Below are 25,237 nucleotides of genomic sequence, written 5' to 3'. Positions count from 1 at the left end.
AAATCGTACACAAACGGTATGGTTCACGGAGTGGATTGGTTGGTTGGGTGTTCGGATGGGGGAACGAAACCGAACGCGGCGAGCGGTGCTTCGACTCGGTGCGGTAGCCTGCGGTATCGGCGTGACGGGAGATTTGGGGCGGCAGACCACGAGCAACCTCGACTGCCTGCCCGGTGACGGCGCAACGAACGACGAAGCGGACGCCCCGGTGGACGTCCGCGGAGCCATCTACTTCCCGTCCAGAGCGTACAACACGTTTCAGATGTGGCACGGCTACGATTCCGCCGTCATCGAACGCGACCTCTGTTATGCGAGTCGGTTGAACCTGAACGCCTTGCGTGTGTGGCTGAGTTTCGAGGCGTGGCGACGGGAGCCGACGCGGTTCTGGCTTCGACTCGAACACTTCCTGACCACGGCGGCGAATCACGGGTTGCGGGTTCTCCTCGGCATCTTCGAGGGTATCGGAACGAACCCCACGAACCACCAGTTGACGAACGACGACCCGCTCACCGCTCGCCCGGTGTTCTCGCCGTCACGGGGAATCATGGAACACTCGAACCGATGGCACCTCCCGCGGCGGTTCATCCGGCGGTTCATGGAGCGCTACCGCGACGATTCCCGCCTGCTCGCCATCGAACTCATCAACGAACCGGGTTGGCGGCCGTGGAAGATGCGATTCTCGGAGGCGATGTTCCGAACGCTGTCGAGCCACCAAGGGACCGTTCCGCTGTCGGTCGGTTCGACCAACATTCCCAACAACGAAGAGTACCGCGAGTGGGGAAGCGAGGTGTTTCAGTGTCACAAGAACTTCGCCCACACCAAAGCGCAGTATCGACGGATGCTCCGACAGATTACCGCCGCAGAACGCCGGTTCGGCCGTCCCATCTGGTTGTCGGAATGGCAGCGACTCTCCCCGCCGCGCCGGGGACAGGGAACCAATCCACCCAACTACTCGTCGCTCGCGCCGTTGATTCAGCGGGCGGGTGTCGGCAACTTCTTCTGGTCGCTGATGGTCAAACCGGCCTATCAGGTCTATCGGCGAAAACAGGGCCTCATAAGCGGAATATTCCACGAGGACGGCGCAGTCTGGAGTCTGGACGACGCCAGGGCCATCAAAGCGATGTCCGGCGACCCCACCTTTTCGGCCGAGGAGCGTCCCGAGTGGCCCGCGTGGGCCGAACCGGTTCGGGAGTCTCTCAACGACTAAATATCACGAATCGCCCGCTCCGCGTCGTCAAGGGCCGCTTCTCGGTCGAACTCGGCGACGATGACCTCCAGTTCCTCGGGGGTCGAATCCGCGAGTTCGCGGGCGTGTCGCGTCACGTTCGGCACCGCCCTGATGATGTTGTCGATTATCGGAATCGCGGCGGTTCGCGGCGAGCGTGAGAGCGGATTCAGGTCGATGACGATTTCGGTCTTCCCCATCTCGGCGAGGGCTTCGGCCCGATCGCCGTCCTCCAGCGGCACGAGAACGACGTCCGCGTCGAAGATTCCGTCCGCGTCCACCTTCCCCCGTTCGTGTTCCAGTCCGGGAATCCGTGCGTCCGCGGCGAGTCCCTTCACGTTCTCCGCACCGTGTTCCCGGAGGTGGTCGGCGATGGCCCGCATGCGCTCTTCCGTCCGTCCGAACAGGTTGACCTCGATGTCCGCGCCGGTGGCCTCGGCGAGCGAGACGATTTCTCCGGGAACGAGCGCGGCCACGTTGCCGTTCACCGAGAGGACGGCGTGGTCCGCGAGCAGCAGTCGTGCCGCCGCCGCACGCTCCGCTTCGTCCGCACTCGGGATGGTCTCCTCGCCGATGAGGTAGTCGAACGACTCGCCGCGCCCCTCGGCGATGAGTCCCTGCTTGCTCGTGATGCCCTTTTCGACGCCCTCCTCGATTCGATGCCGCGTGAGGAGCGACTGGTATCGCGGATGGTCCTCGGGAATGTCCGCCTCGTCGGTCATACGCGCCCCTCCGAAGCGGAACGGCAAAACAGCCGTGATTCGGTTCTCGGGTTATTCCACCACCGTCGCTCCGGCGTGGTGCGTCCGACAGGCGCAGGCGTCGTACCCGGCGTCCGAGAGCCCCGAATCGAGCGCGAAGACGGTTTTACCCAGCATCGCCATCGAGGCGGCCCCGCCCGCCGCGTGTACGTCGTCGATGACCTCCCTGACTTCCTCGGTCAGCAGGCCGGTTCGCTCCGCGAACCCGTTCGATTCGGCCATGAACGTCTCCAGCGTCGGTTGATTCACCAGCGCGACGAGCGCGTCCACGCCCGCACGCGAGAGTCGACTCGTACTCCCCGAGAGCACCTCGGCGGTGGACAGTTCGCCGAGCGAGAGGTACTCTATTTTCGCCCGCGTCGGCACGCCGTCGAGGCGGTTGTGTTCGGGTCCCCCCGGTTCCAGTCGGATGGGAATTCCCCCACGGGCCTGCGCCACCACGTCGCCGAGTCCGGTCCCCGCCGCGACTTCCGCCGTGTGTGCGTGCGTCACGAGTTCGTTTTCCGACCGTCCCTCGCCGAAGACGTCGTTCGCGGCGAACGCGGTCCCGAGCGCGACCGCGCCCGAGACGCCGAATCCCGCGCCGAGCGGCAGGGACGTCTCGGCGGAGATGCGCGCCGTCTCGTCCAGCGCGTCCAACACTCGCCGCCCGGATTCGACGGCGGCGAACTCGCCGTTCAGTTCGATATCCGTCTCCTCGGCTGGTTCGATGGTCACGGTGACACCTTCCGACAGCGTCAGCCCCGCCCCTCGGGACCCCGCTCGTTCGGGGTCGTCGGCCTCGTGAATGCTGAAAAAGCCCGTGATGTGGCCGGGAACGAACGCACGGCCAACCTCGTCGCTCATACCCGACGCTTTCGGGCGATAGCGTATAACGGTTAAAGTTCGTCGTCGTCGCTCGGTGTCTTCGATGTGTACGAAAGCCGTAGATTGATGTGTGATTACGATGTACTACAACGTATACATGCCCTCGATAAGCGCTCGTATCCCGGATGACGAGAAAAAAACTCTCGAAGAAGTTGCGGAGTTGCTACAGGAAGACAAAAGCACGACGATTCGAAAAGCGCTGCAAGAAGGGCTTCGAGATATTCGGGTTCGAGTCGCCGTCGAGCGGTATCAATCCGGTGAGGTGTCGGTTAACGAGGCGGCCCGGATTGCCGGAGTTAGCTTAGCAGAGTGGTTAGAAATCGCTCGTCGGCGGAATTTAACCTCACAGTTGTCTCCCGACGACTTGGAGGGTGATGCTGACGCCGCTCGTGAACTATGATTTTAGTCGATGCGACGACACTCATTGCACTCGGTTCTATCGGTGAGTTGAATCTACTGCTCTGTTTCGACCGCTCAATTCGTATCGAAAAAGAGGTACTTACGGAAGTTTCCACTGAACCTGCCCGAACCAACGTAGCTAACTTCATAACCGAGGACTGTGTCGGGATGTCGGCAGGGGATAGCGACCTATTTCGTGAAGCCGAAGAGGCGGAACACGAAGCGAAAGGGATTCTCGGAGAAGAAACCGTAAACGGCGACGTTCAGATTATCGCGAACGTGCTTCGAGCCGATGGAAACAGTGCAGAGAGAGCGGTCGTCTCCGACGATAAACGAGTTCGAACGGTTGCTAGCGGTCTCGGTGTGACGGTTACGGGTACTATCGGTGTCATTGCTCGTGCTACCGAGGAGTACGACTTGACCGCTGAAGAAGGAAAGTCGCTCGTTCGTCGCGTGGACAGTGAGGGGTTGCACATGACCGGTGAACTTCGAGAAAAAGCGTATGAGTTGATCGAACGAGCGGCAGAAAGCGAATAACCAGTCCAGCGATGCACTTCGTCTACGGATTCGGACGTTCGCGATCTCGCGGGAACTGAGCGGAATCTTCGATTCCGCATGCTCCCCCGCGACCGTTACGGCGAAAGCCGTTGCCGGTCGCGCGGGAACAGAACAGCCTCGCGAATGTTGTCCAACCCGAGCATCGTCATGATGAGGCGCTCGCCGCCGAGGCCCCATCCGGCGTGCGGCGGCATGCCGTACTTGAACATCTTCGTGTAGTAGTCGAACGCCTCGGGGTCAAGCCCCTGCTGTTCGAACCCTTCCACGAGGCGGTCGTAGCGGTGTTCGCGCTGGCCGCCGGAGACGAGTTCCATGCGCGGGTGCATCATGTCGAACCCGGTCGAAAGCTCCTCGTCGTCCTGGTCCATGATGTAGAACGGCTTGATTTCGCTGGGCCAGTCGGTGATGAAGTAGTGGGTGCCCACGTCCTCGCCGAGCGCCTTCTCGCCCTCGGTCGGCAGGTCGTCGCCCCAGACGAGCATCTCGTCCAGTTCGCCGGTCGCGTTGATGCGCTCGATTGCCTCCTCGTAGGTGAGTCGCGGGAAGTCGCCTTCGGGCACTTCGAAGTCGATGTCGAGCGCGTCGAGTTCGTCCCCACAGTTCTCGGCGACGGCCTCGTAGGCGGCCGTGACGACCGCTTCGCAGGCATCCATCGCCTCGTGGTGGTCGTAAAAGGCGCTCTCGAAGTCGATGCTGGTCGCCTCGTTCAGGTGGCGGGGCGTGTTGTGCTCTTCCGCTCGGAAGATGGGGCCGATTTCGAAGACGCGCTCCAGTCCGGAGCCGACCATGAGCTGTTTGAACAGCTGCGGCGACTGGTTCATGAACGCCTCCTCGCCGAAGTAGGTGATGGGGAACAGTTCCGTTCCGCCCTCCGTCCCCGTCGCCACGATTTTCGGCGTGTTGATTTCGCTGCAACCGAGGTCACGGAACGTCTCGCGGACGGCGCGAAGCACTTCGGCGCGAATCTTGAACACGGCCTCCACATCGTCCTTTCGCGCGTCGAGCGTTCGATTGTCGAGGCGCGTCGAGAGGTCGGCGTCGACCTTGCCGCTAGGGTCGAGCGGGAGTTCCGGTTCGGCCTCCGCGATAACGTCCACGTCCGTCGGGACGATTTCGACGTCCGTCGGCGCGCGCGGTTCCTCCTTCACGTCGCCCGTGATTTCGACGACGCTCTCGCGGTTGACGCCGAGGCCCGTCTCCACGAGGTCCTCGTCCATGTCGTCCTTCTCGAACTTGACCTGAATCTTCCCCGTCGTGTCGCGGACGATGAGGAACGCGATTCCGCCGAGGTCGCGGATCTCGTGGACCCAGCCAGCGACCGTGACGGTGTCGCCGGGTTCGGCATCCGCGGTGTAGGTTCGGTTCTGCATACGGCACAGTTCTTCCGCGGCGGGCTTAAACGCCCTCATTTCGGTCGTCGTCCGCGAGCAGAAGGGACGTTCACACGCGTCGAAAAAGACTACTCGCCGGTCTGGGTGAGTCCGGCGGCGACGATTTCGATGAACATGTCCCGGACGGCTTCGTAGTAGTCGCGCCCGATTTGGTCGCGATAGAGCGGAAGCAGTTTCACGGTACCCATCACACCCGCGATGGTTTCCGGGTTGCCCGCTCGAACGTCGCCGGTTTCCTGCCACGCTTCGATGTAGGGGAGGACGTAAGCGAGGGACTCCGCCCGTCGTTCCTCGAACTCCTCGGGGGAGACGTCGCTGACCACCTGCATCACTTCCATAAACTCGTCCTCCACGAGCAGTCGTCGCATCAATCGATTCTCCTCGATGGTGTCCACCAGTAACCGCATGAACGTGGCGATGGCCCGCCCGGGGTCGTCCTCGCTCGCGAGGGATTCGTTGACGAGTTCGTCGGCGAGCGCGTGGCCCTCGCGCTGGAGAATCTCGAAGTAGAGTTCCTCCTTCGAGTCGAAGAATCGATAGAACGTGCTGTCGGCGATGCCAGCCGCGTCGGTGAGGTCGGCGATGGTCGTCTTCTTGAGCCCGTATCGTTCGAACAGGTCTCGGCCGTCGTCGAGGAGGAGACGGCGGATGCGGTCGCGTTCGTCGTCGCTGAAGCCCTTCATGAGATGTCTTTACGTTGGAAGATGACGCGGCTCACCAGTACAAGCGCTACGATTCCGGCGAGCAGGACGACGGCGCCGGTCCAGTCGTACTCGCTCGAAACCAGAATCGCGGTCGGGTCGTAGTAGTGCGTCGGACTGATGGCTCCGAGCCACCCCATGTCGGCCGAACTCGCCACGGAATCCAGCAGAAACAGCGCGAAGATGGCACCGAGACCGCCGCGCTGTGCGACGTCCGCGTGGTCGAACAGGACGGAGAGCAGCAGGCCGATTGCCCCGCAGGCGAGCAGATACGGAATCGACAGCAGGTGTGCGACGACGAGGTCCGAAAGCGACACCGACTCGCCGATGGCGACGACGCTCACGTAGACCACCGCGCCGACGATGACGTTCAACACGACCAGCGTCGGGACGAGCGAGAGGAACTTCTCGACGATCACTTTCGAGCGCGAGACCGGCGTCGCGAGGAGCACGTCGAGTCGTCCGCGTTCCACGTCACCCGCGATGAGGCCGCCAGCGATGTACGCCGTGTAGATGCCGAGCAGGAGGAGCCAGAAGAACTGATACAGTTCGACGGCGAGGAACCCCTCCATCGTCGTCAGCGAGAACGCGCCGCCGGACGCGCCGAACGCCGCCTTCATCGCTGGCGGGAGGCTCTCCCAGTACGCTTCGAGGTCGGCACCGGAGGTCTCGATGGAAGGAAAGAGCGCGACGATGCCGAACGACATCACGGCGAGCAGGACCGCGAGTACGACCGCTCCCTTGACCCGTCGGTCGAACTCGTAGCGGGTGATCTCAAACATCGTCCTCACCCCCATCGTCCGCGACGGCATCCGCCGTTCCGGTTGCGTCGGCCGTCGGACCGTCGACCTCTTCCTCCGCGTCAATGTCCTCATCTCCGTAAAAGCGCATGAAGACGTCCTCCAGCGGCGCTTCGTCGATTTCGAGGTCCTGAACGGTGTAGCGTTGGAGGTGGTCGAGCAGCACGTCGTAGTCCCCGGTGAACGTGAACGAAATCGTTCCGTCCACCGTCAGGTCGTGGACGCCCTCGAACTCGAAGTCCGTCCGTTCGACCGCCTCGGCGACGACGACGCGGACGTGTTTTCCGCTCCTGTCGAGCAGGGTCTCGACGGCTTCGAGCGTGACGAGTTGGCCGTCGCGGATGATGCCGACGCGGTCACAGACCTTTCGCACCTCGCTCAGGATGTGACTGGAGAAGAATATCGTCGTCCCGCGGTCGCGCTCCTCGCGGACGAACTCGTAGAACCGCTCCTGCATCAGCGGGTCCAACCCCGAGGTCGGTTCGTCCATGATGACCAGGTCCGGGTCGTGCATGAACGCCTGCACGATTGCGAGTTTCTGGACGTTCCCCCGCGAATACTCGCCTATGTCGCGGTCGATGGGCGGGTCGAACCGCTCCAGCAGTTCGTCGCTTCGCACGTCGCCTTTCAGTTCGGCGTGGTAGTCGAGCAGTTTCCGCCCCGTGATTTCGGTGTCGAACCCGGGGTCGCTCGGCAGGTAGCCGATGTGGCGCTTCGCTTCGATGAGCGCGCCTTCGTCGCGCACGTCGTATCCGAGAACCGTCGCCTCGCCGTCGGTCGGCGTGATGAACCCGAGAAGCGTCCGAATCGTCGTCGTCTTCCCGGCCCCGTTCGGGCCGAGGTAGCCGAACACCTCGCCCGATTCGACGGCGAGTGTGAGGTCTTCGATACCCCGCGTCTCGCCGTAGTACTTCGTCAGACCGACCGTTTCGAGTGCGGACATGTGTATCCCGACCGAATATCCGAACCATGAATATATGAATATTCCGTTCTTTTATTTTTGAACGGCGTATTCGGGCATCTCAGGCTCTGTCGGTGTCCTATCTGCTTTCCCGCTCACGAAGCGGCGTCGCCACTCCTCGAACGACCGACGAAAAACGAGTCCGTTTACGCCGACTCCGCGCGCGCCTTCTTCGCGTCCTTTGCCCCCTTGACCGTCTCGCGGACGGCCTCGACGCCCTCGTCGTGAACGAGGTCACCGACGACCACGACGTCGGCGTGTTCCGCCATCGTGTTCGCCGACTCGTAGTCGTGGATGCCGCCGCCGTAGAACAGCGTCGCCTCGTCCAGTGCGTCCTGCGCCGCCGCGACCACTTCGGGGTCGCCGAACGTGCCCGAACACTCGATGTAGATTATCTCCTGGCCGAGCATCCGTTCCGCGAGTTCGGCGTAGGCCGCCACGTCTTCGGCCGTCTGGTCGCAATCGGCGTCGGCGTACTGGGCGACGCTCGCGTCCGGGTTCAGGATGATGTACCCCTCAGTGTGGGTTTCGGACCAATCGATGTCCGACATCCGAATCCACTCCTTGTGGAGTCCGGCTATCCACGCCACGTCCCGCGTGTTCAATACGGTCGGCACGAGGTAGCCGTCCAGCGCGTCGCTCTCCACGACCACGGCGGGGTTGCTCGGTTCCTGATAGAGCGGCACGTCGTACTCGGAACAGGCGTCGATGACCCGCTGCATCTTCTCCGCCGTGATGTCGAGCGTTCCGCCGATCTCCAGTGCGTCCGTCCCCGTCGCGCACACGTCGGCGAACGTATCGCCATCCGCGAGGCTTTTGTCCGGGTCGAGTTTAGTTATATGGTCCCAGTCGTCCCATGGCGCGGTCATAGCGTTCCTTTCAAAACTCCCGGCTAAAACAGCTTCGGAACGACCTTTTACAACGGTCACGGATTGGCGGGGCGGCGATGACTGCCGCCCCGCCAACCGATCCCTGTAAAAGCTCGACCAAAAGCACTCCTCCTTCATTTCGACGACCGACTCGCCCCACGAGTCGGTCGTCTCCATTCAGTCGTCGGCCCGGAAAATCGGAGATTTTCCGGAAAGTGAACTGGTCTCCGCGTCTGTGTCATCTGCCGATTTTTGATCGTTGTGTCGCGTGCCGACACTCGCCGTTGTGAAAATTCCGTTTTCAGTGGTCGTGGCACCGTCCGGTTCAGGACCGAGAAGTCGGTGAGTCAGTCAGCCTTCGCCTGCCAACTTCGCAATCTGTCCTCGCTGACGCCGCTGACCTCGTCTGCGACCGACTCGACCTCGGCGTCTTTGAGGTCGTCGATGGTATCGATACCGGCCTCGGCCAGCTTTTCCGCCGTCTTCGAGCCGATGCCGTCGATGGCTTCCAATCCGCCCTTTTCCTCGCGTTGCTTGAACTCCTCGTAGTTGCAGATGGGACAGCCGAGTTCCCACGGTTCGTCCCCGTTGTGAACGACGAGTTCCGGCAGGTCGTGGTCCGGACACCGCTCGTCCGTCACTTCGATTTCGCCCCGGCGCGGGAGCGGCAGCGAGTAATCGCAGTCGGGGTACCGCGTACAGCCGACGAGTCGCGAACCGGTCTGGAGCTTTTTGATGGCGAGTTCGCCGCCGTGTTCTTCGGCGGTTTCACCGCCTTCGTCTCGCTGGCTCTCCGACCCAGCGTTTTCACCACATTCGGGACACTCCCCGATAATCTCGTCTTCGGCTTCCTCGGCCTCCTCGGCCTTGCAGAGCGGACAGCCGTGGACGAAGGTTCCCCGTCCGGCGAGCATCTTCACTTCCCGCAGGTCGTGGTCCTCGCACGTCTCGTCCAGGATGAGCGGCTTGCCCTTGTTCGGCAGCGGGAGGGTGTACGTGCAGTCGGGATAGCCGTCACAGCCGACGAAGTACGACCCGCGCCTGCTCTGGCGGACGAGCAGGTCCTCGCCGCAGTCGGGACACGGCCCGAGCGTCTTGTCCTCCTTGAGCGACTGCTGGAGCTGTTTTCCGATCTCCTCCCGCGACTCCTCCAACTCGTCGAACACCGAGCCGAGAAGTTCCCGCGAGGAATCCGCGACGTCTTCCAAGTCCGCTTCGCCGTTGGCGATGGCAGTCATGTCCTCTTCGAGTTCGCGGGTCATGGCCTCGCTCACGACGAGGTTCGCGTAATCCTCCGCGGCCTTCACTACGGCCTGTGCGAGACGGGTCGGTCGCGGCGGGTCGTTCTCCAGATAGCCGCGGTCGTAGAGCTTCTGGATGGTATTGTGGCGGGTCGATTTCGTCCCGATACCCATCTTCTCCATCTTCTCGATGAGTCTGGACTGGCCGTACCGGCGTGGCGGTTGGGTCTCCTTGTCCTCGATTCGCGTGTCGGTGATGGCCAACGTCTCCCCTTCCTCCACGTTCGGCACGTAGTTCTCGCTGGTGTTGAAGTACGGATAGACCGCGTGGTAGCCCTCCCGAAGCAGGCGCTTTCCGTTGGCCTTGAGGGTCAACTCCGAGACCATGGACACCACCTTGAGGTGTTCCCACTTCGCCGACTCGGCGACGGTGGCGAAGAAGCGTCGAACGACCAGTTCGTACACGTCCCACTCGTCGTCGCTCAAGTCCCCCTTCGTCGGGATGTCCTCCGTCGGATGAATCGGCGGGTGGTCGGTGGTCTCCTCGTCCCCTTCGGTCGGGTCGATGTCGTCCTGTTCGAGGAGGTTCTCGGCGTCCTCGCCGAACGTGTAATCGCCGACGAAGGTGTCGAGCAGTTCCTCGGGGTCCAAGTCGTCCGGGTAGACCGTGTTGTCCGTCCGGGGGTAGGTCATGTACCCGGCGGTGTAGAGGTCCTCCGCGATGCTCATCGCGCGCTGGGCGGAGTAGCCGAGACTGCCCGCCGCGCGGATGAACTGCGTCGTGTTGAACGGCGCGGGCGGGGTGTCGGTCCGCGTTCGCCGCGAGACGCTCTCGACTATCGCTTGTGCGGCACCCGAGAGCGTGTCGTATGCTTTCTCGGCCGTCTCCTCGTCCCAGACGCGTTCGGCTTCGTTGCCGTCCTCGTCGCGGTAGAAGTACTGCGATTCGAACGCCTCGTCGTCCTTCTGTAGGTCGGCGAACAGTTCCCAGTAGGCTTCGGGGTCGAACGCCTGAATCTCGCGTTCGCGGTCCACGATGAGTTTCAGCGTCGGACTCTGGACCCGCCCGACGCTGATGAAGTCGTTGCCGAGTTGCCGCGCCGAAAGCGAAAGGAACCGCGTCAGCGCGGCCCCCCAGATGAGATCGATTATCTGGCGGGCCTCGCCCGCGGCCGCCAGATCGAAGTCGAGTTCGTCCGGGTTCTCGAACGCCGAGGAGACCTCGTTTTTCGTGATGGAGGAGAACCGAACCCGATTGATGGGGACGTCCTCGTTCACTTCGCGGACGAGTTCCCACGCTTCCTTCCCGATGAGTTCGCCCTCGCGGTCGTAGTCGGTCGCGATGGTCACGCGGGTCGCATCGCGTGCGAGCAAGCGAAGCGTTCGAACGATGTTCTCCTTGGTCGGTTGTTTCTCGACGGTCGCGTCGATGAGTTCTATCGGTTCCACGTCGCGCCAGTCGTTGTACTCGGGAGGGAAGTCCACCCCGACGACGTGGCCCGACAGGCCGATACAGCGTTTGCCGCCCCATTTGTAGACGTTGACGCCGTTCTGTCGGTCGGCCTCCGCACTCTCGCCGGAAAGGATGTCGGCGATTCGACGTGCGGCGTTGTCCTTCTCGGTGATGATGAGTTCCACTCACACACCACCCCGGTTCGCATCGGTCATCGCCCACCGCTACGGGTATGGCGCTGGTAAACGTTTCGCTGGCGAAAGAAATCGGATTTCCGCGAAACCCGACGCTCATCCGATTATCTAGGGTGATAATGGAAGAAACTCCTATGTGGGCGTCTGACGTATAAAAATTCATTCTGACATGTTGGATTCTCTGTCATTTCCGGGCGTCGTCGTCCTCGTGGGAACCGTCCTCGGCGGCGCTGTCGGGGTCGGTCTCGCGTGGTACGCGTGGTCGAATCGTTGCGTTCCCGGGGCGACGCCGTTCTTCCTCCTCATCTCCGCCGTCGCCGGGTGGTGTGTCTCCTCGATTTTCCTCCTGACGAGTTCGTCGCTCGCTCCCGCTCGCCTCTGGATGTCGCTCATCGGAATCTGTAGTACGGCCGTTCCCGTTCTCTGGCTGATTTTCGCGCTCGAATACACGGGTCGGCACGACTGGGTGACGGCGAAAACGCTGCCGCTCATCTGTGCGGAACCGATACTCTACACCGTCTTCTCGCTCGCCAGTCCCGACCACGGGATCGCGAACGCGAGCGCGACGGTGATGACGAACGACACGCTCACGACGCTGTCGGTCAACTATACGCCCTCGTTTTACTTTCATCTCGTCTACCTCTTCGTCGTCCTCCTCTCCGGATTCGTATTTCTCACCGCGTTCCTGATACAGGCGGACCGTCTCTACCGGAAGCAGACGGTCGCCATCATCCTCGCCGGGTTCGTTCCGTTTCTCGGCATCTCCCTGTTCGCGTTCGTCGATCTCGGCGTCGCGTTCGGGTTGACGCCCGTTTTCTTCGCCGCGAGCGGTATCTTGGACGCTCTCGCGCTCTTCCGATACGACTTCCTCAACGTCGCTCCGCTCGCGTCCGAAGTCGTCCTCGCCGAGATGGACGACCCTGTCATCGTCGTCGCCGATGAACGTGTCATCGAGTACAACCCGGCGGCCCAATCGCTGTTCGACGTCGACGCCACCGTCGGCAGCGGGATCGAGTCGGTCCTTCCGGGCCTCTTGGATGCCGTTTCCAATGAAGAATCGTTCAGCCCCTCCACGGTTCGACAGGATGGCGGCGCAGAAATGCCCATTTACGACCCTCGTTCGACGCCGATACGCGACCATCACGACGTTCATCGCGGCGACATCTTCGTCCTCCGCGAGATAACCGACCGGAAACGACGCGAGGAGACCCTTCGCACCCTCCAATCCGCGACCCGACAGTTCATGAACGCCGAGCGGCCCGAAGACATCGCGGAAATCGCGGTTCGAACGGCCGACGAGGTGCTCGACCATCCCTACTCCTCCATCCTCTTTCCGGACGACGACGGGTCGGTTCTCCGGTCGGTTGCGATGACGAACCTACTGCGGAGCGGTCTCGACGGCGGGTTGTCGTTCTCAGACGACGCCGAGTCGATGTGGTCCGTGTTCGAATCCGGGGAACCGGTCGTCTACGAATCCATCGAGCAACTCTCGAAACAACCGTACGGCTATCTCCCCGTGGGCTGTCTGTTGTTGCTTCCGCTCGGCGAACACGGCGTTCTCGCCGTCGGAAGCGATCTGCGAAAACGGACGTTCACCGGAAATGACCGTCGGTTCGCCCGCATTTTGGCGAGTACGACCGAGACGGCGCTCGACCGCGCACGACGGGAGCGCGAACTCCGGGAGAGTCAGGCGATGGTCGAGGAGCGAACCGACCAGATAGAGTTCTTCAACGGCGTCCTGCGCCACGATATTCTGAACGGAATAACCGTTATCAACGGCAATCTGGAACTCCTCGAACCGCACGTCGAGGCGTCCGGCAAATCCCACTTCGAGACGGTTCGCAACTGGAGCGCCGACATCGGGCAGTTGACCGAAAAGGTGCGGTCGGTCAGCCAGACCGTCACCGCTTCGGAGTCGGTGTCGTTGGAGACGGTTTCCCTCTCCATGGCGCTATCGCGTCGGGTGACGAAAGTACGGAACACGTATCCGAGAGTCGATGTCGAGGCCGACATCCCGGAGGAATTGTTCGTCCGCGGCAACGAACTGCTCGGTGAGGTGATCGAAAACGTGCTGTTGAACGCCATCGAACATCACGACGACGAATCACCGTCGCTCGTGGTTCGAACGCGGCAGGCGGACGAGTCTGTTCGCGTCGAAATCGAGGACGACGGACCGGGAATCTCCGAGGACATGAAAACGCGAGTGTTCGACCGAAACGTCACGTCGGCGGCGACCGGTTCCATCGGGTTCGGCCTCTACTTCGTTTCGGTGATGATGGACCAGTACGACGGCTCGGTGTGGTTCGAAGACGCCGACCCTCGTGGAACGGTCGCCGTTCTCTCCTTTCCCCAGTTGTCGCCGAACGATTCACTTGCATGAATCGTCGCTTCAAGAGAAAGTTACAGATGAACTATTAAAGAAACCAAAGATATATGTGGTGCTGATTGATTATCTCTATCACTACGAATCAACACATGACTGGTGATGGAGAACTCGGCGTGCTAATCGTGGACGATGAGGCCGAGGTCACTGCCCTTTACGAAGAGTGGCTGTCCACGCACCGGACGTTCGTTGCACACGACGGACGGGAGGCTCTCGCGGTGCTCGACCGGCGAAGCGAGGAGATCGACGTGGTACTGCTCGACCGGAAGATGCCGGAGTTGAGCGGTTCGGAAGTCCTCGAACGGATCCGGTCCCAAGCGTACAACTGTCGTGTTGCCATGATCACCGCGGTGGCACCCGGATACGACATCATCGAGATGTCGTTCGACGAGTACATAACCAAACCGGTCGATGGTGAAACCCTTCGCAGAACGGTCGAGACGCTTTACAATCGGGCACAGTACGCGGAAACGTTGACACGCTATTACTCGCTCGTTTCGACGCACTCGAACCTGCTGGCGGAACACTCCTACGACGACTTGTGTGAAAACGACGAGTTCGTCTCGCTCGAAACGGAGATCGAATCCGTTCGCCGCAATCTCGATTCCTCCCTCGAAGTCGGCGACCATCGGGAGTTTCAACACGTCCTCCGCGAACTTCGATAATCCTCCTCTCACAAGAACCGGCAGAGTGCAGACGGAACACGTTCGTTTAAGACCGGTTCGGCCATTGTACTGAGACATCTATGTCCGGGCGCAGAGCGGGGCGTGTCGATATGACCGACGGCGCTATCACGCCGAAACTGGTGACGCTGGCGTGGCCGCTGGTCGTGGGCAATCTCCTCCAGACGTTTTACAATCTCGCGGATATGTTCTGGGTCGGTCGCGTCGGCACCAACGCGGTGGCTGCCGTCTCGCTCATGTTTCCGACCTCGTGGCTCTTCGTCTCCCTCGCGATGGGCCTCACCGCGTCCGCCGTCGCGCTGGTGTCACAACACATCGGCGCGGGGGAGGACCGGGCCGCGGACAAAGTGGTCGCACAGACGACGCTCCTCACCGTCGTCGTCGGGGTTCTCCTCGCCGCGCTCGGCTACGCGTTCCGCACGCAACTCCTCACGCTCGTCGGTGCAAAGGGGCCGGTGTACGTCCAAGCGCTCCAGTACATCGAGGTGTTGTTCTTCTCCATTCCGTTCACGTTCCTGTTTTTCGTCTTCAGAGCCGTCCTCCGCGGCGCGGGCGATACCCGAACCGCGATGTGGTTGATGGTGATCTCGGCCGGGTTGAACGTCGTCCTCGACCCGATACTCATCCTGGGATACAGCCCGCTCGGTCCGATGGGAACGCAGGGAGCGGCCCTCGCCACGCTCATCGCTCGCGTCTTCGCCGCCGTCGTCGGCGTGTACGTCCTCCTTCGTGGCGACTGGGGGATTCGACTTCGACTCGAAGACCTCCGTCCCGATTGGCCGGTCCTGAAACGACTCGTCACGGTCGGCTATCCCGCGACGATCGACGGTGCGGCGCGGAGTTTCGCCGCCGTGGCGATGGCAGCCCTCGTCGCCAGATTCGGCCCGGTACCGACGGCCGCCTACGGCGTCGGCGTCAGGATGATGTCCGTCTCGTGGACCGTCTCGGGCGCGGTCGGACAGGCCGCCGCGACCGGCGTCGGACAGAACCTCGGCGCGGAGACGCCCGACAGGGCGGCCGAGGTGACGTGGAAGGCGACCATCGGGACGCTGGCGGTGTTGTTCGCCGCCGGCGGTTTGATGATGCTCTTCCCCGGCGTCGCCATCGGCGTGTTTACCGACGACCCGGCCGTGATCCGAGTTGGTGCCCACTTCCTCACGGTCATCGGACCGTTCTTGGCCTTCTTCGGCGGGCTGATGGTGATTCAGGGCGGCTTCCGCGGCGCGGGAAACACCGGCGTCGCGATGGCGCTCTCGTTCCTCTCGCGGTGGATGCTTCGGATTCCCATCGCCGTTCTCCTCGCCTACCAGTGGACGCTGCAACTCGGACCGCTCACGCTCTCCGGACTCTCGTGGGGCGTCAACGGCCTCTGGTGGGCGTGGTCGATTTCGGCCATCGGGTCGTTCGTCATCGGCGTCCTCTGGTTCAGCCTCGGCCACTGGCGACAGGGCGTACTGAAGGAAGAACGCCAACCGACGACGGCGGACTGACCGCTCGTGGTCGGAGTGGACCGTCTTGGACCGAGCGCTTCGAACACCGATTCGCAAAAAAGCCTCCTTCGCCGCTCGCTTACGCGTCGGTGAGGTACCGCTCGACGGACCAGCCCCAGACGTTCCGGTCGAGCCAGTGGACGCCCCACCACGTGTAGCCGCCCTTGTCCGTCGGCCCGTTCATGATTTCGCCGACCTCTCCGGGTGAGATGGTCGCCACGATAGGTTGGCCGGTTCCGGGTTGTTCACGCGTGTTCAAGTTGGTCGTCGGCGTCACCTGGTCGCCATCGACGAACCTGTCGCCGCCGCCACCGCCGTCATACGCGTCGCGGTAGTACGCGGCGGCGTCCTTCACGTCGCTGACGTAGGACCAACTGTGGTTGTAGGCGTAGAGCGCGCTGTCCCAGTCGCCCGGCGCGCCGTTGTCGGTGAGGTAGTAGGCGGCCGCGGGAATCGCGTCCCGATAGTCACAGATGTCGGCGACGCCGTCCCCGTCGCCGTCGACGCCGTAGTAATCCCACGTCGACGGCATGAACTGCATCGGCCCTCTCGCTCCCGCCGACGACTCGTCGCATCCGGCTTCGTACTGTCCGTGTTGGGTTTCTATCCACCCGACACCGGCGAGGTACGTCCAGTCGATACCGTAGTCGCTTCCGGTCTGTCGATACTCGCTCAGGTAGTTCGACGGGATGGAACCGGGCGCTGCCGCCGCCGATCCGGAGAGTCCCGAAATGGTTACCGCTGCTGTTCCCGTCGCACCGACTTTCTTTAGTATGTTACGTCTGGATGGCATCTGCATTTATCTCGCCGGACCCCACGAGAATATATTTTTTCCTCCCTATCAACAATAAATTAATGTTCATGACTATGGAATTTCATGAGCGAAAGCCACCAGCAGTGCGTTCGACCGACGATTCCGAGCGAAAACATCGACACGGGGGTTACGGAGTCTCTAGCGCAGCAACAGGAATTCCTGCTTAAGGTACTCACGGGCGAGCCAGACACCGACAACGCCGACCGTGAGGACGAATCCGAGGCTTACGACGAAGACCAGGTTCCCCCGCAGCGCGCTCGACGCCGCGTGGATGACCCAATCGAGCGGCGAGGTTTCCCCCGCTCCCTCGTACACGAGGTAGGTGAGAAACACGTTGAAAACGAGCGACCCGACCGCCGAGTAGACGGTGAACGTTCGCAATTCCATGTCGGCGAGTCCGGCGGGAATCGAGATGACGGCACGCATCAGCGGAAGCATGCGGCCCCACAGAACGGAACTACGCCCCCACCGTCGGAACCAGCGTTGGCTCCGCTCCAAATCCGACTCGGACACGTGAAGGACGTGCCCGTATCGGTTGAGGGCCGTCTTTCCGTTCTTCCCGAACACGTAGTAGCCGAGGAGGCTTCCCGCCGTCGCTCCGGTGGTCGAGACGGCGACGAAAGTGGCGAACGAAATCGGGTCGTGAACGAGCTGCGTGGCCGCGAACGGGACGACGATTTCGCTCGGCGCGAAGTGGAGAATGAAGGCCGTTTCGAGTGTCAGGTAGATGAAGACTGCTAGATATCCATACTTCGTGACAAACGAGAGTATGGTATCCGCTAGCCAATCGAACATCCGGCCTCTGGTACTATCGTCTACGCTATCAATTTTTCCATACCGGAGGTGCTCGATACACCTGACAACGAATCATACCCTTCTATATCCGTGACGTGTTCTCCTGTGACACTCCGTCAGCGGCGGTTCGATTCGAGAATCGTGACGGCCGTACCACCGGCGACGATGGGGAGCAGATACGTCGCTCCTCGGAAGACGAGCAGCGCGGCCGTGATCGTCGGAAGCGGCACCTTCGTCACGCTCACGAGCAGGATGATGTACGCCGCGTCGATGCCGCCCGACCCTCCCGGAAGCGGCGTTATGCTCGCCGTCATCGCGAGCGGAACGATAAACAACGGCACTTCGACCGGAATCGCGTAGCCGAACGAGTAGAGGGAAAGCCACAGTGCGGTCGTCAGGAACAGCCACCCGCCCGCCGAGAAGAACAGTCCGACGGCGAGAACACGGGGTGTTCGCGCGATTCGTTCCAGATTCGAGACGAACACGGAAACCCGGTGTTCCAATTCCTGCTCCGGCAGATCGGCGTTGAACGGCGTCCTTCTATCGATCCATTCGAAGAGTCGTGAGATGCCGCCGACGACCGACGCCGCGAGTCGGTCCCGCGACCGCCACGCGAACACGGCGATGACGGCGACCGCTACGGCGACGGAGAAAAAGAGGGTCACCGCGAATTCGAGTCGGGGATTGAGCGTCGCTCTCACCGTGAAATACCCGAGTCCAACCATCGCTAACCCGACGGAGGGAAGCAGGTTGATGGTGTCGACACTCACTACCGTCGACAACCCCGTTTCGTACTCCGCACCCGTCGACCGGGAGACGAACAGCGCGGCCAGCGGTTCGGCACCTGCCTGTGCGAAGGGCGTGATACTGTTGGCGAAGACGATGCACATGTATATCAACACCGTCCGTTTCCGCGTCTGCGGATAGCCGAGCAAGGAGAGGAGGGCATGAAGGGCGAAACTCCACGATATCAGCCAGAGCGACGCGACAACCACGATGGCGACGATGACGTACCCGTTCGCCGCCCGAAATGCGGCGATGACCGCGTCGACACCGACGAACCACACGATGAGAACGATGACGAACAACGACGCGAGCAGGCCCAGAGCGACCGACCGGACGTTCAATTCCTCGCCAGCCGTATCCATCCCCTCACTCCCCCGTTCGACCCGATTTCGACTCTACTCATTCATTCCCGCAAACGGTCTCCACCGGTAAGAATCATCACGACGGATTCGTGACGGACTACTCGGCGTCTGATAGACGACAGATGTCGTGAATATTCGTTTCGCTCCGAAACCGTCCGTAGATTTAAATCCGAAAACGAAGCCAAACCGCCGCATGACGTAGCCGACCGCTGCGATGGGGCCGAGGCGGGTGTGTGGCACTCCCCATCGCAATCTCCTCCCGTGCCGCCTGTTCGCAACTATTCGTCCAGTCGCTCGCGGAGCATGCCGTTCACGCTTCCGGGGTCGGCACTGCCGCCGGTCTTCTGCATGACCTGCCCGACGAGGAAGTTGATAGCGCCGCCTTCGCCCGCATGGTAGTCCTCGACCGTGTCCGGATTCTCCTCGATGGCTTCCGTCACGGCCCGTTCGACTTCGCCCGAGTCGGCTTTCCCGAGTCCCTCGCGGTCGATGATGGTTTTGGGGTCGTCGCCCTCGTCCAGCATCTCGCGGAGAACCGTCTCTTCGGCGTTTTTGGCCGTAATCTCGTCCCCCGCGACGAGCCGGATGAGGTTCTTGAACTCGCCGAGTCTTCCTTCGACGTCCGTGATTTCCATGTCACGGTAGTTGAGTTCTCCAAGGAGGCTGTCGGCGACCCACGCCGCGGCGAGGTCGGGGTCGAACTCCTCGGCCACGTCCTCGTAGAAGTCGGCGACCTGCTTGCTCGACGTGAGTTTGCTCGCGGCCTCCTTGTTCAGACCGTACTCCTCGCGGAACCGCTCGCGGCGGGCGTCCGGCAGTTCCGGAATTTCGAGCTTCTGCTTCCAGTCGCTCACTTGGAGCGGCGGTAGGTCCTCCTCGCGGAAGTAGCGGTAATCCTTTTCGGCCTCCTTCGAGCGCATCGAGACGGTCGAACCGTGCGTCTCGTTGAAGTGCCGGGTTTCCTGCTCGATGGCCTTTCCGCGCCGGATGAGGTTCTTCTGTCGACTTTCCTCGTAGGCGAGCGCGCTTTCCGCGCCCTTGTGACTGGAGATGTTCTTGACCTCGGTTCGGTTCGCGTCCGTGAGAACGTCCTCGGAAATCGACCCGTCGTCGTTTACGTCCGTTTCGGAGACGATGGAGAGGTTCGCGTCGATGCGCAGACTGCCGTCTCGCGTCGAGTCGAAGGCACCGAGGTATTCGAGCACCTCTTCGAGCTTTTCGAGGAACGAGAGAACTTCGCCGGGTTCGCGGAAGTCGGGATCGGTGACGATTTCCATCAGCGGCGTCCCGGCCCGGTTGTAGTTGACCAGCGTGTAGTCGGCGCGGTCGATGCCGACGGTTCGCGTTTCGATATCGCCCGTCCCGTCCCGAACGTGACGGAGGCTTCCGGGGTCCTCTTCGAGGTGGGCACGATGGATACCGACCGTTCGGGTTTCGCCCTCGAAGCCGAACTCCAGTTCGCCGTTCTGGCAGATAGGTGCGTCGTACTGGGTTATCTGGAATCCCTTCGGGAGGTCGGGATAGAAGTAGTTCTTCCGGTGGAAGGACGTCTCCTCGGGGATATCGGCGTCGATGGCCTTGCCGACTTTGACGGCGTACTCCACGGCCGCCTCGTTCAGTACCGGGAGCGATCCCGGAAGTCCGAGACAGACCGGACAGGTGTAGGTGTTCGGTTCGGCGTCGTCTTGGTCGGTCGAACACCCGCAGAAGATCTTCGTGTCCGTCTCCAGTTGGACGTGGATTTCGAGGCCGATAACGGCCACGAGCTCGCCCTCTTGGACAGCCTGAGCAGTCATTACAGACTGGTTGGTCGGGTGAGTGTTAAAAGCCTACGGGACGCTTCGAACGGGGGCATCCCCGCGTACGATGCGCGGTAGTACTCCCGATAATCGCGTCGTGGTCGTTCACTGTCCTCGCCATCTGATGACGACAGGTCTGTTCAGTTCCGTGTACGTCCACTGTACGGTGAGTTCCGACTGTGAGACCGACTTCGGGATTTCGAATCGAAGTTCGCCGTCGCGTATCGCTCCCGGTTTGCTCTGCCCGCCCCGATATTGATATCGCGTGTACTCGCTACCGGTATAGCTCGTCGTCGAGTAGCTCTTGCCGTTCGCTTTGAGTTTCAGCGTTATCGCCCTCGGCAACTCGTGCTTTTCCTTCCCTTTGTTTTTGGTTTCGACGGAGACGATGGCGAACTGCTTTCCCTTCGTCGGCGTGACCGCCGAACCCAGCTTGACGTATTGGTCCTTGAACTCGACCTCCTTGACGGTGATGTGGATGCCTCCTTTCAGCGTCGCAGTCTCTCCGATTTGAACCGTTCGGATGTCTCGTTTTTTGGTCGCCCCGTTTTGAACCGGAGACAGACGGCCCGCTATGCCACCGGAAAGCCCCGCTCCGACCGCCGTAAGTACTTGCCGTCGGTTCACGGTTCGGCGCTCAACTCGCTCTCCTAATGGTGTTGTGGCGGTTTCCAGACACGAACGCGGCGATGTCGTAAAAATTGTCGTCGACCGGCGTTGATTATTCCCCGTTGTCACGTTCGGCCGGGTTTTATCAACTGTCTGCCGTATGTCTGACGCACATTTATTGATAAACCGTCACGCATACGATGTATGACTAGCCAGCGCGACCGAATCGGTTCGCTCGAATCCCGAATGGAAGAACTGGAAGCGACGATTCGCGGCCTGACGGAGGAATTGGTTGAAGCGAACCAGCGCATCCGCGAACTGGAGCAGGCACGGGAAGCAGCGGAAGCGGCGAAAACGGACGCGAAACCGGAATCGACACAGGCCGAAGAGGCTAAATCTGATGAGTCTAAGGACGACATAGAAGAAGAGGAGTCGTCCGAACTCGGTGACGACATCATCGTCGCGTAGGACTTCTCTTTCCCACGAGCAATCCATGCACATCAAAACGCTCGTCCTCGACAAGTTCAAGAGCTTCGGCCGGAAGACCGAAATCCCGTTTTACGAGGACTTCACCGTCGTTACCGGTCCGAACGGCTCCGGGAAGAGCAACATCATCGACAGCGTTCTCTTCGCGCTCGGACTGGCACGAACCCGCGGCATCCGCGCCGAGAAACTGACCGACCTCATTTACAACCCCGGCCACGACGGGGACGAATCGGCGAGCAGCGGGCCGCTCGAAGCGTCAGTCGAAGTCGTTCTGGACAACAGCGATGGCACCCTCGACCGGACGCAGGTCGTCAACGCCGCTGGGACGGATAACGTCGGCGACGTGGACGAAATCACCATCAAACGCCGGGTCAAACAGACCGAGGACAACTACTACTCGTACTACTACCTGAACGGACGCTCGGTCAACCTCTCGGACATACAGGACTTGCTCGCGCAGGCGGGCGTGACGCCGGAGGGCTACAACGTCGTCATGCAGGGCGACGTGACCGGCATCATCAACATGACGCCGTTCGAACGGCGCGAAATCATCGACGAAATCGCCGGCGTGGCGGAGTTCGACGCGAAACGGGATGCGGCCTTGGAGGAACTCGAAGTGGTCAAGGACCGAGTCGAGGAGGCCGAACTCCGAATCGAGGAGAAGGAGGACCGACTCGACCAGTTGCGCGACGAGCGCGAGACGGCGCTCGAATATCAGGGCCTCCGCGAGGAGAAAGAGGAGTACGAGGGCTATCTGAAGGCAGCCGAACTCGAAGAGAAGCGCTCCGATCTGAACGCGACCCGAACGGACATCGACGAAAGAAAGGAGGAACTCGTCTCCCTTCAGCGCGAGTTGGACGAAAAACAGGGAACGGTCGTCCGTCTCGAAGACGAACTGGAGGAACTCAACGCCGAAATCGAGCGCAAGGGCGAGGACGAACAGCTCGCCATCAAGAGCGAAATCGAGGAGGTCAAAGGGGAGATCTCTCGCCTCGAAGACAAAATCGAGACGGCGGAGGAGAAGATTTCCGACGCGGAAAACCGCAGACGACAGGCGTTCGTCGAAATCGACCGCAAGCAGGAGACGGTGGACGAGTTGGGCGGGGATATCCGCGACATCAAAATCGAGAAGGCATCGGTCAAGGGCGAAATCGGCACCGAGGAGTCGAAACTCGCCGAAATCGAAGAGGAAATCGATAACGTCGACACCGAGTACGACGAGGTGAAGGCCGACCTCGCCGAGAAGAAGGAAGCGCTCGAAGACGAGAAAAGCGAGAAGAACGAGCGCCAGCGCGAGAAGGATCGCCTGTTGGACGATGCGCGGAGGCGTTCGGACTCGGTGAACGAGAAGCAAAACGAACTCGCGTCGGCCCGCGAGCGGATTCCCGAACTCGAAACCGAACTCGGTGATTTGGCCGACGAACTGACCAAGGCCGAGCGAAACGCGAACCAAATCGAGGACGTGGTGTCCGACCTGAAGGCCGAAAAGTCCGAACTTCAGTCGGACCTCGATGCGGTGGAAGGGAAGATACAGTCCAAACAGCAGAAGTACGCCGAACTGGATGCGCGGGCGAACGAGAGCGGCGATTCGTCGTTCGGTCGCGCCGTTTCCACGATTCTGAACGGCGGAGTGGACGGCGTTCACGGTGCGGTCGCGCAACTTGGCAGCGTGAGTCAGCAGTACGCCACGGCCTGCGAGACGGCGGCGGGTGGTCGACTGGCGCAGGTCGTCGTGGACGACGATAGCGTCGGACAGCGCTGTATCGAGTATTTGAAACAGCGAAACGCGGGGCGGGCGACGTTCCTGCCCATCACGAAGATGCAAAAGCGCCGCCTGCCGTCCCTGCCCAACGCGCCGGGCGTGGTCGATTTCGCGTACAACCTCATCGACTTCGATTCCGAGTACGCGTCGGTGTTCTCCTACGTCGTCGGCGACACGCTCGTCGTGGAGGACATGGAGACGGCCCGCGAGTTGATGGGCGACTTCCGCCTCGTGACGCTCTCGGGCGAACTCGTGGAAAAGAGTGGAGCGATGACCGGCGGTTCGACCAGCGGGTCGCGCTACTCCTTTTCGGCCTCCGGCAAGGGCCAAATCGAGCGCGTGGCGCGCCAAATCAACGAGTTGGAGGACGAACGCCAGTCGATTCGCCAGTCCATCAACGGCGTCGAGGAGCGGTTGGACGACGCCCGCGACCGACAGACAGACGCGACGGATCAAGTTCGAAGCATCGAGAACGACATCGAGCGAAAGGAGTCCGAACTCGAAAGCATCGAGGAGAAAATTGGGTCGCTACAGGACGACATCGAGGAGATACAGGAAGAACGCGAGTCGGTCACCGAGCGGATGGAGGAACTCGACGAACAGGTGTCGGCCCACGACGAGACCATCGCCGGCATCGAAGCCGACATCGCGGACCTCGAAAGCGAACTCGCGGACTCGAAAATTCCCGAGTTGACGAGCGAGGCCGACGAGGTGCAGGCCGAAATCGACACGCTCGAAGAGCGGATGGATTCGCTCGACGGCAAACTCAACGAACTGCAACTCGAAAAGCAGTACGCGGAGGACGCCATCGACGACCTCCACGACGACGTGGAGTCCGCTCAGAATCGAAAGGCCGAGCAGGAAGACCTCATTTCGGACCTCGAATCGGACATCGCCGAGCGGGAGGAGACCCTCGAAGAAAAGCGCGAGGCGGTGTCCGAACTCGAAGAGGAACTCACGGAACTCAAGGACGAACGCGCCGAGTTGAAGGAGGAACTGCAGGACGCGAAGTCGAAACGCGACGCCCAGCAGTCGAAGGTCGAAGGCGTCGAGAACCGCCTCGAAAGCCTTCAGCGGAGCGCGAGTCGTCTCGAAGAGGAGGTCGCGGAACTTCGCGAAGAGGTCGGCGAGTACGACCCCGAGGACGTGCCGGACCACGACGAGGTGCAGTCGAACATCGACCGACTCACTCGACAGATGGAGGCACTCGAACCGGTCAACATGCTCGCCATCGATGAGTACGACGAGGTCGAGAGCCAGTTGGACGACCTGAAGGAGCGGAAGGCGACGCTGGTGGAGGAGCGCGACGGCATCCGCGAGCGCATCGACTCCTACGAATCGCAGAAGAAGGAGACGTTCATGGAGGCCTTCGATGCCATCGACGAGCACTTTCAGGACATCTTCACGCGCCTGTCCGCCGGGTCGGGCGAACTGTTCCTCGAAAACGACGACGATCCGTTCGACGGCGGGTTGACGATGAAAGCGCAACCCGCGGACAAACCCGTCCAGCGTCTCGACGCCATGAGCGGGGGCGAGAAGTCGCTGACCGCGCTGGCGTTCATCTTCGCCATCCAGCGCTACAACCCGGCACCGTTCTACGCGCTGGACGAGGTGGACGCCTTCCTCGACGCCGTGAACGCCGAACGCGTCGGCGAGATGGTGCACGAACTGGCGGGTGACGCACAGTTCGTCGTCGTCTCGCATCGCTCCGCGATGCTCGACCGCTCGGAGCGGGCCATCGGTGTGACGATGCAAGGGGACAACGTGAGCAGCGTGACTGGTATCCGGTTGGACGGGGAGCAGGAGGTGCCCGCGGGTGACTGACGGTTTTCCGGAGGAAAACCGAGA

Annotated in this window: 21 protein-coding genes; 8 read left to right on the top strand and 13 right to left on the bottom strand. The window is 61.6% G+C overall.

Features of this window, described 5'->3' with window-relative positions:
* Positions 1 to 55: 55 nt before the first annotated feature.
* Positions 56 to 1,207 (top strand): glycoside hydrolase, encoded by a 1,152-nt coding sequence (locus tag LJF34_RS09270; protein WP_231184685.1) that lies wholly within the window; start codon positions 56 to 58, stop codon positions 1,205 to 1,207.
* Here the strand turns inward: LJF34_RS09270 and LJF34_RS09265 are convergent.
* Positions 1,204 to 1,947: a 4-phosphopantoate--beta-alanine ligase gene (locus tag LJF34_RS09265; RefSeq protein WP_231184684.1), complete on the bottom strand. Its 744-nt coding sequence runs from the start codon at positions 1,945 to 1,947 to the stop codon at positions 1,204 to 1,206. The genes LJF34_RS09270 and LJF34_RS09265 overlap by 4 nt on opposite strands.
* 51 nt (positions 1,948 to 1,998) lie before the next feature.
* Positions 1,999 to 2,832: a pantoate kinase gene (locus LJF34_RS09260; RefSeq protein ID WP_231184683.1), complete on the bottom strand. Its 834-nt coding sequence runs from the start codon at positions 2,830 to 2,832 to the stop codon at positions 1,999 to 2,001.
* A gap of 118 nt (positions 2,833 to 2,950) precedes the next feature.
* On the opposite strand from LJF34_RS09260, the gene LJF34_RS09255 reads away from it, so the two are divergent.
* Both LJF34_RS09255 and LJF34_RS09250 read left to right on the top strand, forming a co-directional pair.
* Entirely contained in the window at positions 2,951 to 3,253 is a 303-nt protein-coding gene (locus tag LJF34_RS09255) for a UPF0175 family protein (RefSeq protein WP_231185059.1), read from the top strand.
* Positions 3,254 to 3,420: 167 nt separating this feature from the next.
* Complete coding sequence (locus tag LJF34_RS09250; protein WP_231184682.1) at positions 3,421 to 3,789, top strand: hypothetical protein; 369 nt, start codon at positions 3,421 to 3,423, stop codon at positions 3,787 to 3,789.
* 95 nt (positions 3,790 to 3,884) lie between these two features.
* On the opposite strand, the gene aspS is transcribed toward LJF34_RS09250, so the two are convergent.
* The 6 genes from aspS to LJF34_RS09220 all read right to left on the bottom strand — a co-directional run bounded on the left by aspS (position 3,885) and on the right by LJF34_RS09220 (position 11,411).
* Positions 3,885 to 5,180, bottom strand: coding sequence for an aspartate--tRNA(Asn) ligase (gene aspS, locus LJF34_RS09245; RefSeq protein ID WP_231184681.1), 1,296 nt, complete (start codon positions 5,178 to 5,180; stop codon positions 3,885 to 3,887).
* Between the two features lie 89 nt (positions 5,181 to 5,269).
* A complete protein-coding gene (locus tag LJF34_RS09240) occupies positions 5,270 to 5,884 on the bottom strand; it encodes a TetR/AcrR family transcriptional regulator (RefSeq protein WP_231184680.1) in 615 nt (204 codons plus the stop codon).
* Positions 5,881 to 6,684: an ABC transporter permease subunit gene (locus tag LJF34_RS09235; protein ID WP_231184679.1), complete on the bottom strand. Its 804-nt coding sequence runs from the start codon at positions 6,682 to 6,684 to the stop codon at positions 5,881 to 5,883. Before LJF34_RS09235 ends, LJF34_RS09240 begins: the two co-directional genes overlap by 4 nt.
* The gene (locus tag LJF34_RS09230) at positions 6,677 to 7,645 is read right to left on the bottom strand and encodes an ABC transporter ATP-binding protein (RefSeq protein WP_231184678.1); all 969 of its coding nucleotides are present in this window, start codon (positions 7,643 to 7,645) and stop codon (positions 6,677 to 6,679) included. The genes LJF34_RS09235 and LJF34_RS09230 overlap by 8 nt, the downstream gene beginning before the upstream one ends.
* A gap of 164 nt (positions 7,646 to 7,809) precedes the next feature.
* A complete protein-coding gene (locus LJF34_RS09225; protein WP_231184677.1) occupies positions 7,810 to 8,532 on the bottom strand; it encodes a phosphoglycerol geranylgeranyltransferase in 723 nt (240 codons plus the stop codon).
* Between the two features lie 347 nt (positions 8,533 to 8,879).
* A complete protein-coding gene (locus tag LJF34_RS09220; protein ID WP_231184676.1) occupies positions 8,880 to 11,411 on the bottom strand; it encodes a DNA topoisomerase I in 2,532 nt (843 codons plus the stop codon).
* A 178-nt stretch (positions 11,412 to 11,589) separates the two neighbouring features.
* Here LJF34_RS09220 and LJF34_RS09215 point away from each other — a divergent pair, with 178 nt between their 5' ends.
* The 3 genes from LJF34_RS09215 (at position 11,590) to LJF34_RS09205 (ending at position 15,976) form a co-directional block, all read left to right on the top strand.
* Positions 11,590 to 13,800 (top strand): histidine kinase N-terminal 7TM domain-containing protein, encoded by a 2,211-nt coding sequence (locus LJF34_RS09215; protein ID WP_231184675.1) that lies wholly within the window; start codon positions 11,590 to 11,592, stop codon positions 13,798 to 13,800.
* A gap of 95 nt (positions 13,801 to 13,895) precedes the next feature.
* Entirely contained in the window at positions 13,896 to 14,468 is a 573-nt protein-coding gene (locus LJF34_RS09210) for a response regulator (protein ID WP_231184674.1), read from the top strand.
* A gap of 110 nt (positions 14,469 to 14,578) precedes the next feature.
* Entirely contained in the window at positions 14,579 to 15,976 is a 1,398-nt protein-coding gene (locus tag LJF34_RS09205) for an MATE family efflux transporter (protein WP_231184673.1), read from the top strand.
* 79 nt (positions 15,977 to 16,055) lie between these two features.
* Here LJF34_RS09205 and LJF34_RS09200 read toward each other — a convergent pair whose 3' ends face one another.
* The 5 genes from LJF34_RS09200 to LJF34_RS09180 form a co-directional block, all read right to left on the bottom strand.
* Positions 16,056 to 16,769: a lytic transglycosylase domain-containing protein gene (locus tag LJF34_RS09200; RefSeq protein ID WP_231184672.1), complete on the bottom strand. Its 714-nt coding sequence runs from the start codon at positions 16,767 to 16,769 to the stop codon at positions 16,056 to 16,058.
* Positions 16,770 to 16,928: 159 nt separating this feature from the next.
* Positions 16,929 to 17,585: a DedA family protein gene (locus LJF34_RS09195; RefSeq protein WP_231184671.1), complete on the bottom strand. Its 657-nt coding sequence runs from the start codon at positions 17,583 to 17,585 to the stop codon at positions 16,929 to 16,931.
* Positions 17,586 to 17,701: 116 nt separating this feature from the next.
* The gene (locus LJF34_RS09190) at positions 17,702 to 18,733 is read right to left on the bottom strand and encodes a lysylphosphatidylglycerol synthase transmembrane domain-containing protein (RefSeq protein WP_231184670.1); all 1,032 of its coding nucleotides are present in this window, start codon (positions 18,731 to 18,733) and stop codon (positions 17,702 to 17,704) included.
* A 278-nt stretch (positions 18,734 to 19,011) separates the two neighbouring features.
* Complete coding sequence (gene gatB / locus LJF34_RS09185; RefSeq protein ID WP_231184669.1) at positions 19,012 to 20,529, bottom strand: Asp-tRNA(Asn)/Glu-tRNA(Gln) amidotransferase subunit GatB; 1,518 nt, start codon at positions 20,527 to 20,529, stop codon at positions 19,012 to 19,014.
* Between the two features lie 108 nt (positions 20,530 to 20,637).
* Complete coding sequence (locus LJF34_RS09180) at positions 20,638 to 21,159, bottom strand: DUF4352 domain-containing protein (RefSeq protein WP_231184668.1); 522 nt, start codon at positions 21,157 to 21,159, stop codon at positions 20,638 to 20,640.
* A 186-nt stretch (positions 21,160 to 21,345) separates the two neighbouring features.
* Between LJF34_RS09180 and LJF34_RS09175 the strand changes: the two genes are divergently transcribed.
* Positions 21,346 to 21,609 carry a hypothetical protein gene (locus LJF34_RS09175; protein WP_231184667.1) on the top strand — a complete coding sequence of 88 codons (264 nt, stop codon included), beginning with the start codon at positions 21,346 to 21,348 and terminating at the stop codon, positions 21,607 to 21,609.
* Between the two features lie 25 nt (positions 21,610 to 21,634).
* Positions 21,635 to 25,213, top strand: coding sequence for a chromosome segregation protein SMC (gene smc / locus LJF34_RS09170; protein ID WP_231184666.1), 3,579 nt, complete (start codon positions 21,635 to 21,637; stop codon positions 25,211 to 25,213).
* The last annotated feature ends 24 nt before the right edge of the window (positions 25,214 to 25,237 follow it).

It is taken from the genome of Haladaptatus sp. DYF46 (assembly GCF_021083305.1).
Taxonomy (GTDB): domain Archaea; phylum Halobacteriota; class Halobacteria; order Halobacteriales; family Haladaptataceae; genus Haladaptatus.
This window is presented reverse-complemented; position numbering and strand designations above follow the sequence as displayed.

Excerpts from the sequence above, each read along its gene's own strand:
- LJF34_RS09270 (WP_231184685.1), top strand. The coding sequence starts at position 56 with ATGGGGGAACGAAACCGAACGCGGCGAGCGGTGCTTCGACTCGGTGCG.
- LJF34_RS09265 (WP_231184684.1), bottom strand. The coding sequence starts at position 1,947 with ATGACCGACGAGGCGGACATTCCCGAGGACCATCCGCGATACCAGTCG.
- LJF34_RS09260 (WP_231184683.1), bottom strand. The coding sequence starts at position 2,832 with ATGAGCGACGAGGTTGGCCGTGCGTTCGTTCCCGGCCACATCACGGGC.
- LJF34_RS09255 (WP_231185059.1), top strand. The coding sequence starts at position 2,951 with ATGCCCTCGATAAGCGCTCGTATCCCGGATGACGAGAAAAAAACTCTC.
- LJF34_RS09250 (WP_231184682.1), top strand. The coding sequence starts at position 3,421 with ATGTCGGCAGGGGATAGCGACCTATTTCGTGAAGCCGAAGAGGCGGAA.
- aspS (WP_231184681.1), bottom strand. The coding sequence starts at position 5,180 with ATGCAGAACCGAACCTACACCGCGGATGCCGAACCCGGCGACACCGTC.
- LJF34_RS09240 (WP_231184680.1), bottom strand. The coding sequence starts at position 5,884 with ATGAAGGGCTTCAGCGACGACGAACGCGACCGCATCCGCCGTCTCCTC.
- LJF34_RS09235 (WP_231184679.1), bottom strand. The coding sequence starts at position 6,684 with ATGTTTGAGATCACCCGCTACGAGTTCGACCGACGGGTCAAGGGAGCG.
- LJF34_RS09230 (WP_231184678.1), bottom strand. The coding sequence starts at position 7,645 with ATGTCCGCACTCGAAACGGTCGGTCTGACGAAGTACTACGGCGAGACG.
- LJF34_RS09225 (WP_231184677.1), bottom strand. The coding sequence starts at position 8,532 with ATGACCGCGCCATGGGACGACTGGGACCATATAACTAAACTCGACCCG.
- LJF34_RS09215 (WP_231184675.1), top strand. The coding sequence starts at position 11,590 with ATGTTGGATTCTCTGTCATTTCCGGGCGTCGTCGTCCTCGTGGGAACC.
- LJF34_RS09210 (WP_231184674.1), top strand. The coding sequence starts at position 13,896 with ATGACTGGTGATGGAGAACTCGGCGTGCTAATCGTGGACGATGAGGCC.
- LJF34_RS09205 (WP_231184673.1), top strand. The coding sequence starts at position 14,579 with ATGACCGACGGCGCTATCACGCCGAAACTGGTGACGCTGGCGTGGCCG.
- LJF34_RS09200 (WP_231184672.1), bottom strand. The coding sequence starts at position 16,769 with ATGCCATCCAGACGTAACATACTAAAGAAAGTCGGTGCGACGGGAACA.
- LJF34_RS09195 (WP_231184671.1), bottom strand. The coding sequence starts at position 17,585 with ATGTTCGATTGGCTAGCGGATACCATACTCTCGTTTGTCACGAAGTAT.
- LJF34_RS09190 (WP_231184670.1), bottom strand. The coding sequence starts at position 18,733 with ATGGATACGGCTGGCGAGGAATTGAACGTCCGGTCGGTCGCTCTGGGC.
- gatB (WP_231184669.1), bottom strand. The coding sequence starts at position 20,529 with ATGACTGCTCAGGCTGTCCAAGAGGGCGAGCTCGTGGCCGTTATCGGC.
- LJF34_RS09175 (WP_231184667.1), top strand. The coding sequence starts at position 21,346 with ATGACTAGCCAGCGCGACCGAATCGGTTCGCTCGAATCCCGAATGGAA.
- smc (WP_231184666.1), top strand. The coding sequence starts at position 21,635 with ATGCACATCAAAACGCTCGTCCTCGACAAGTTCAAGAGCTTCGGCCGG.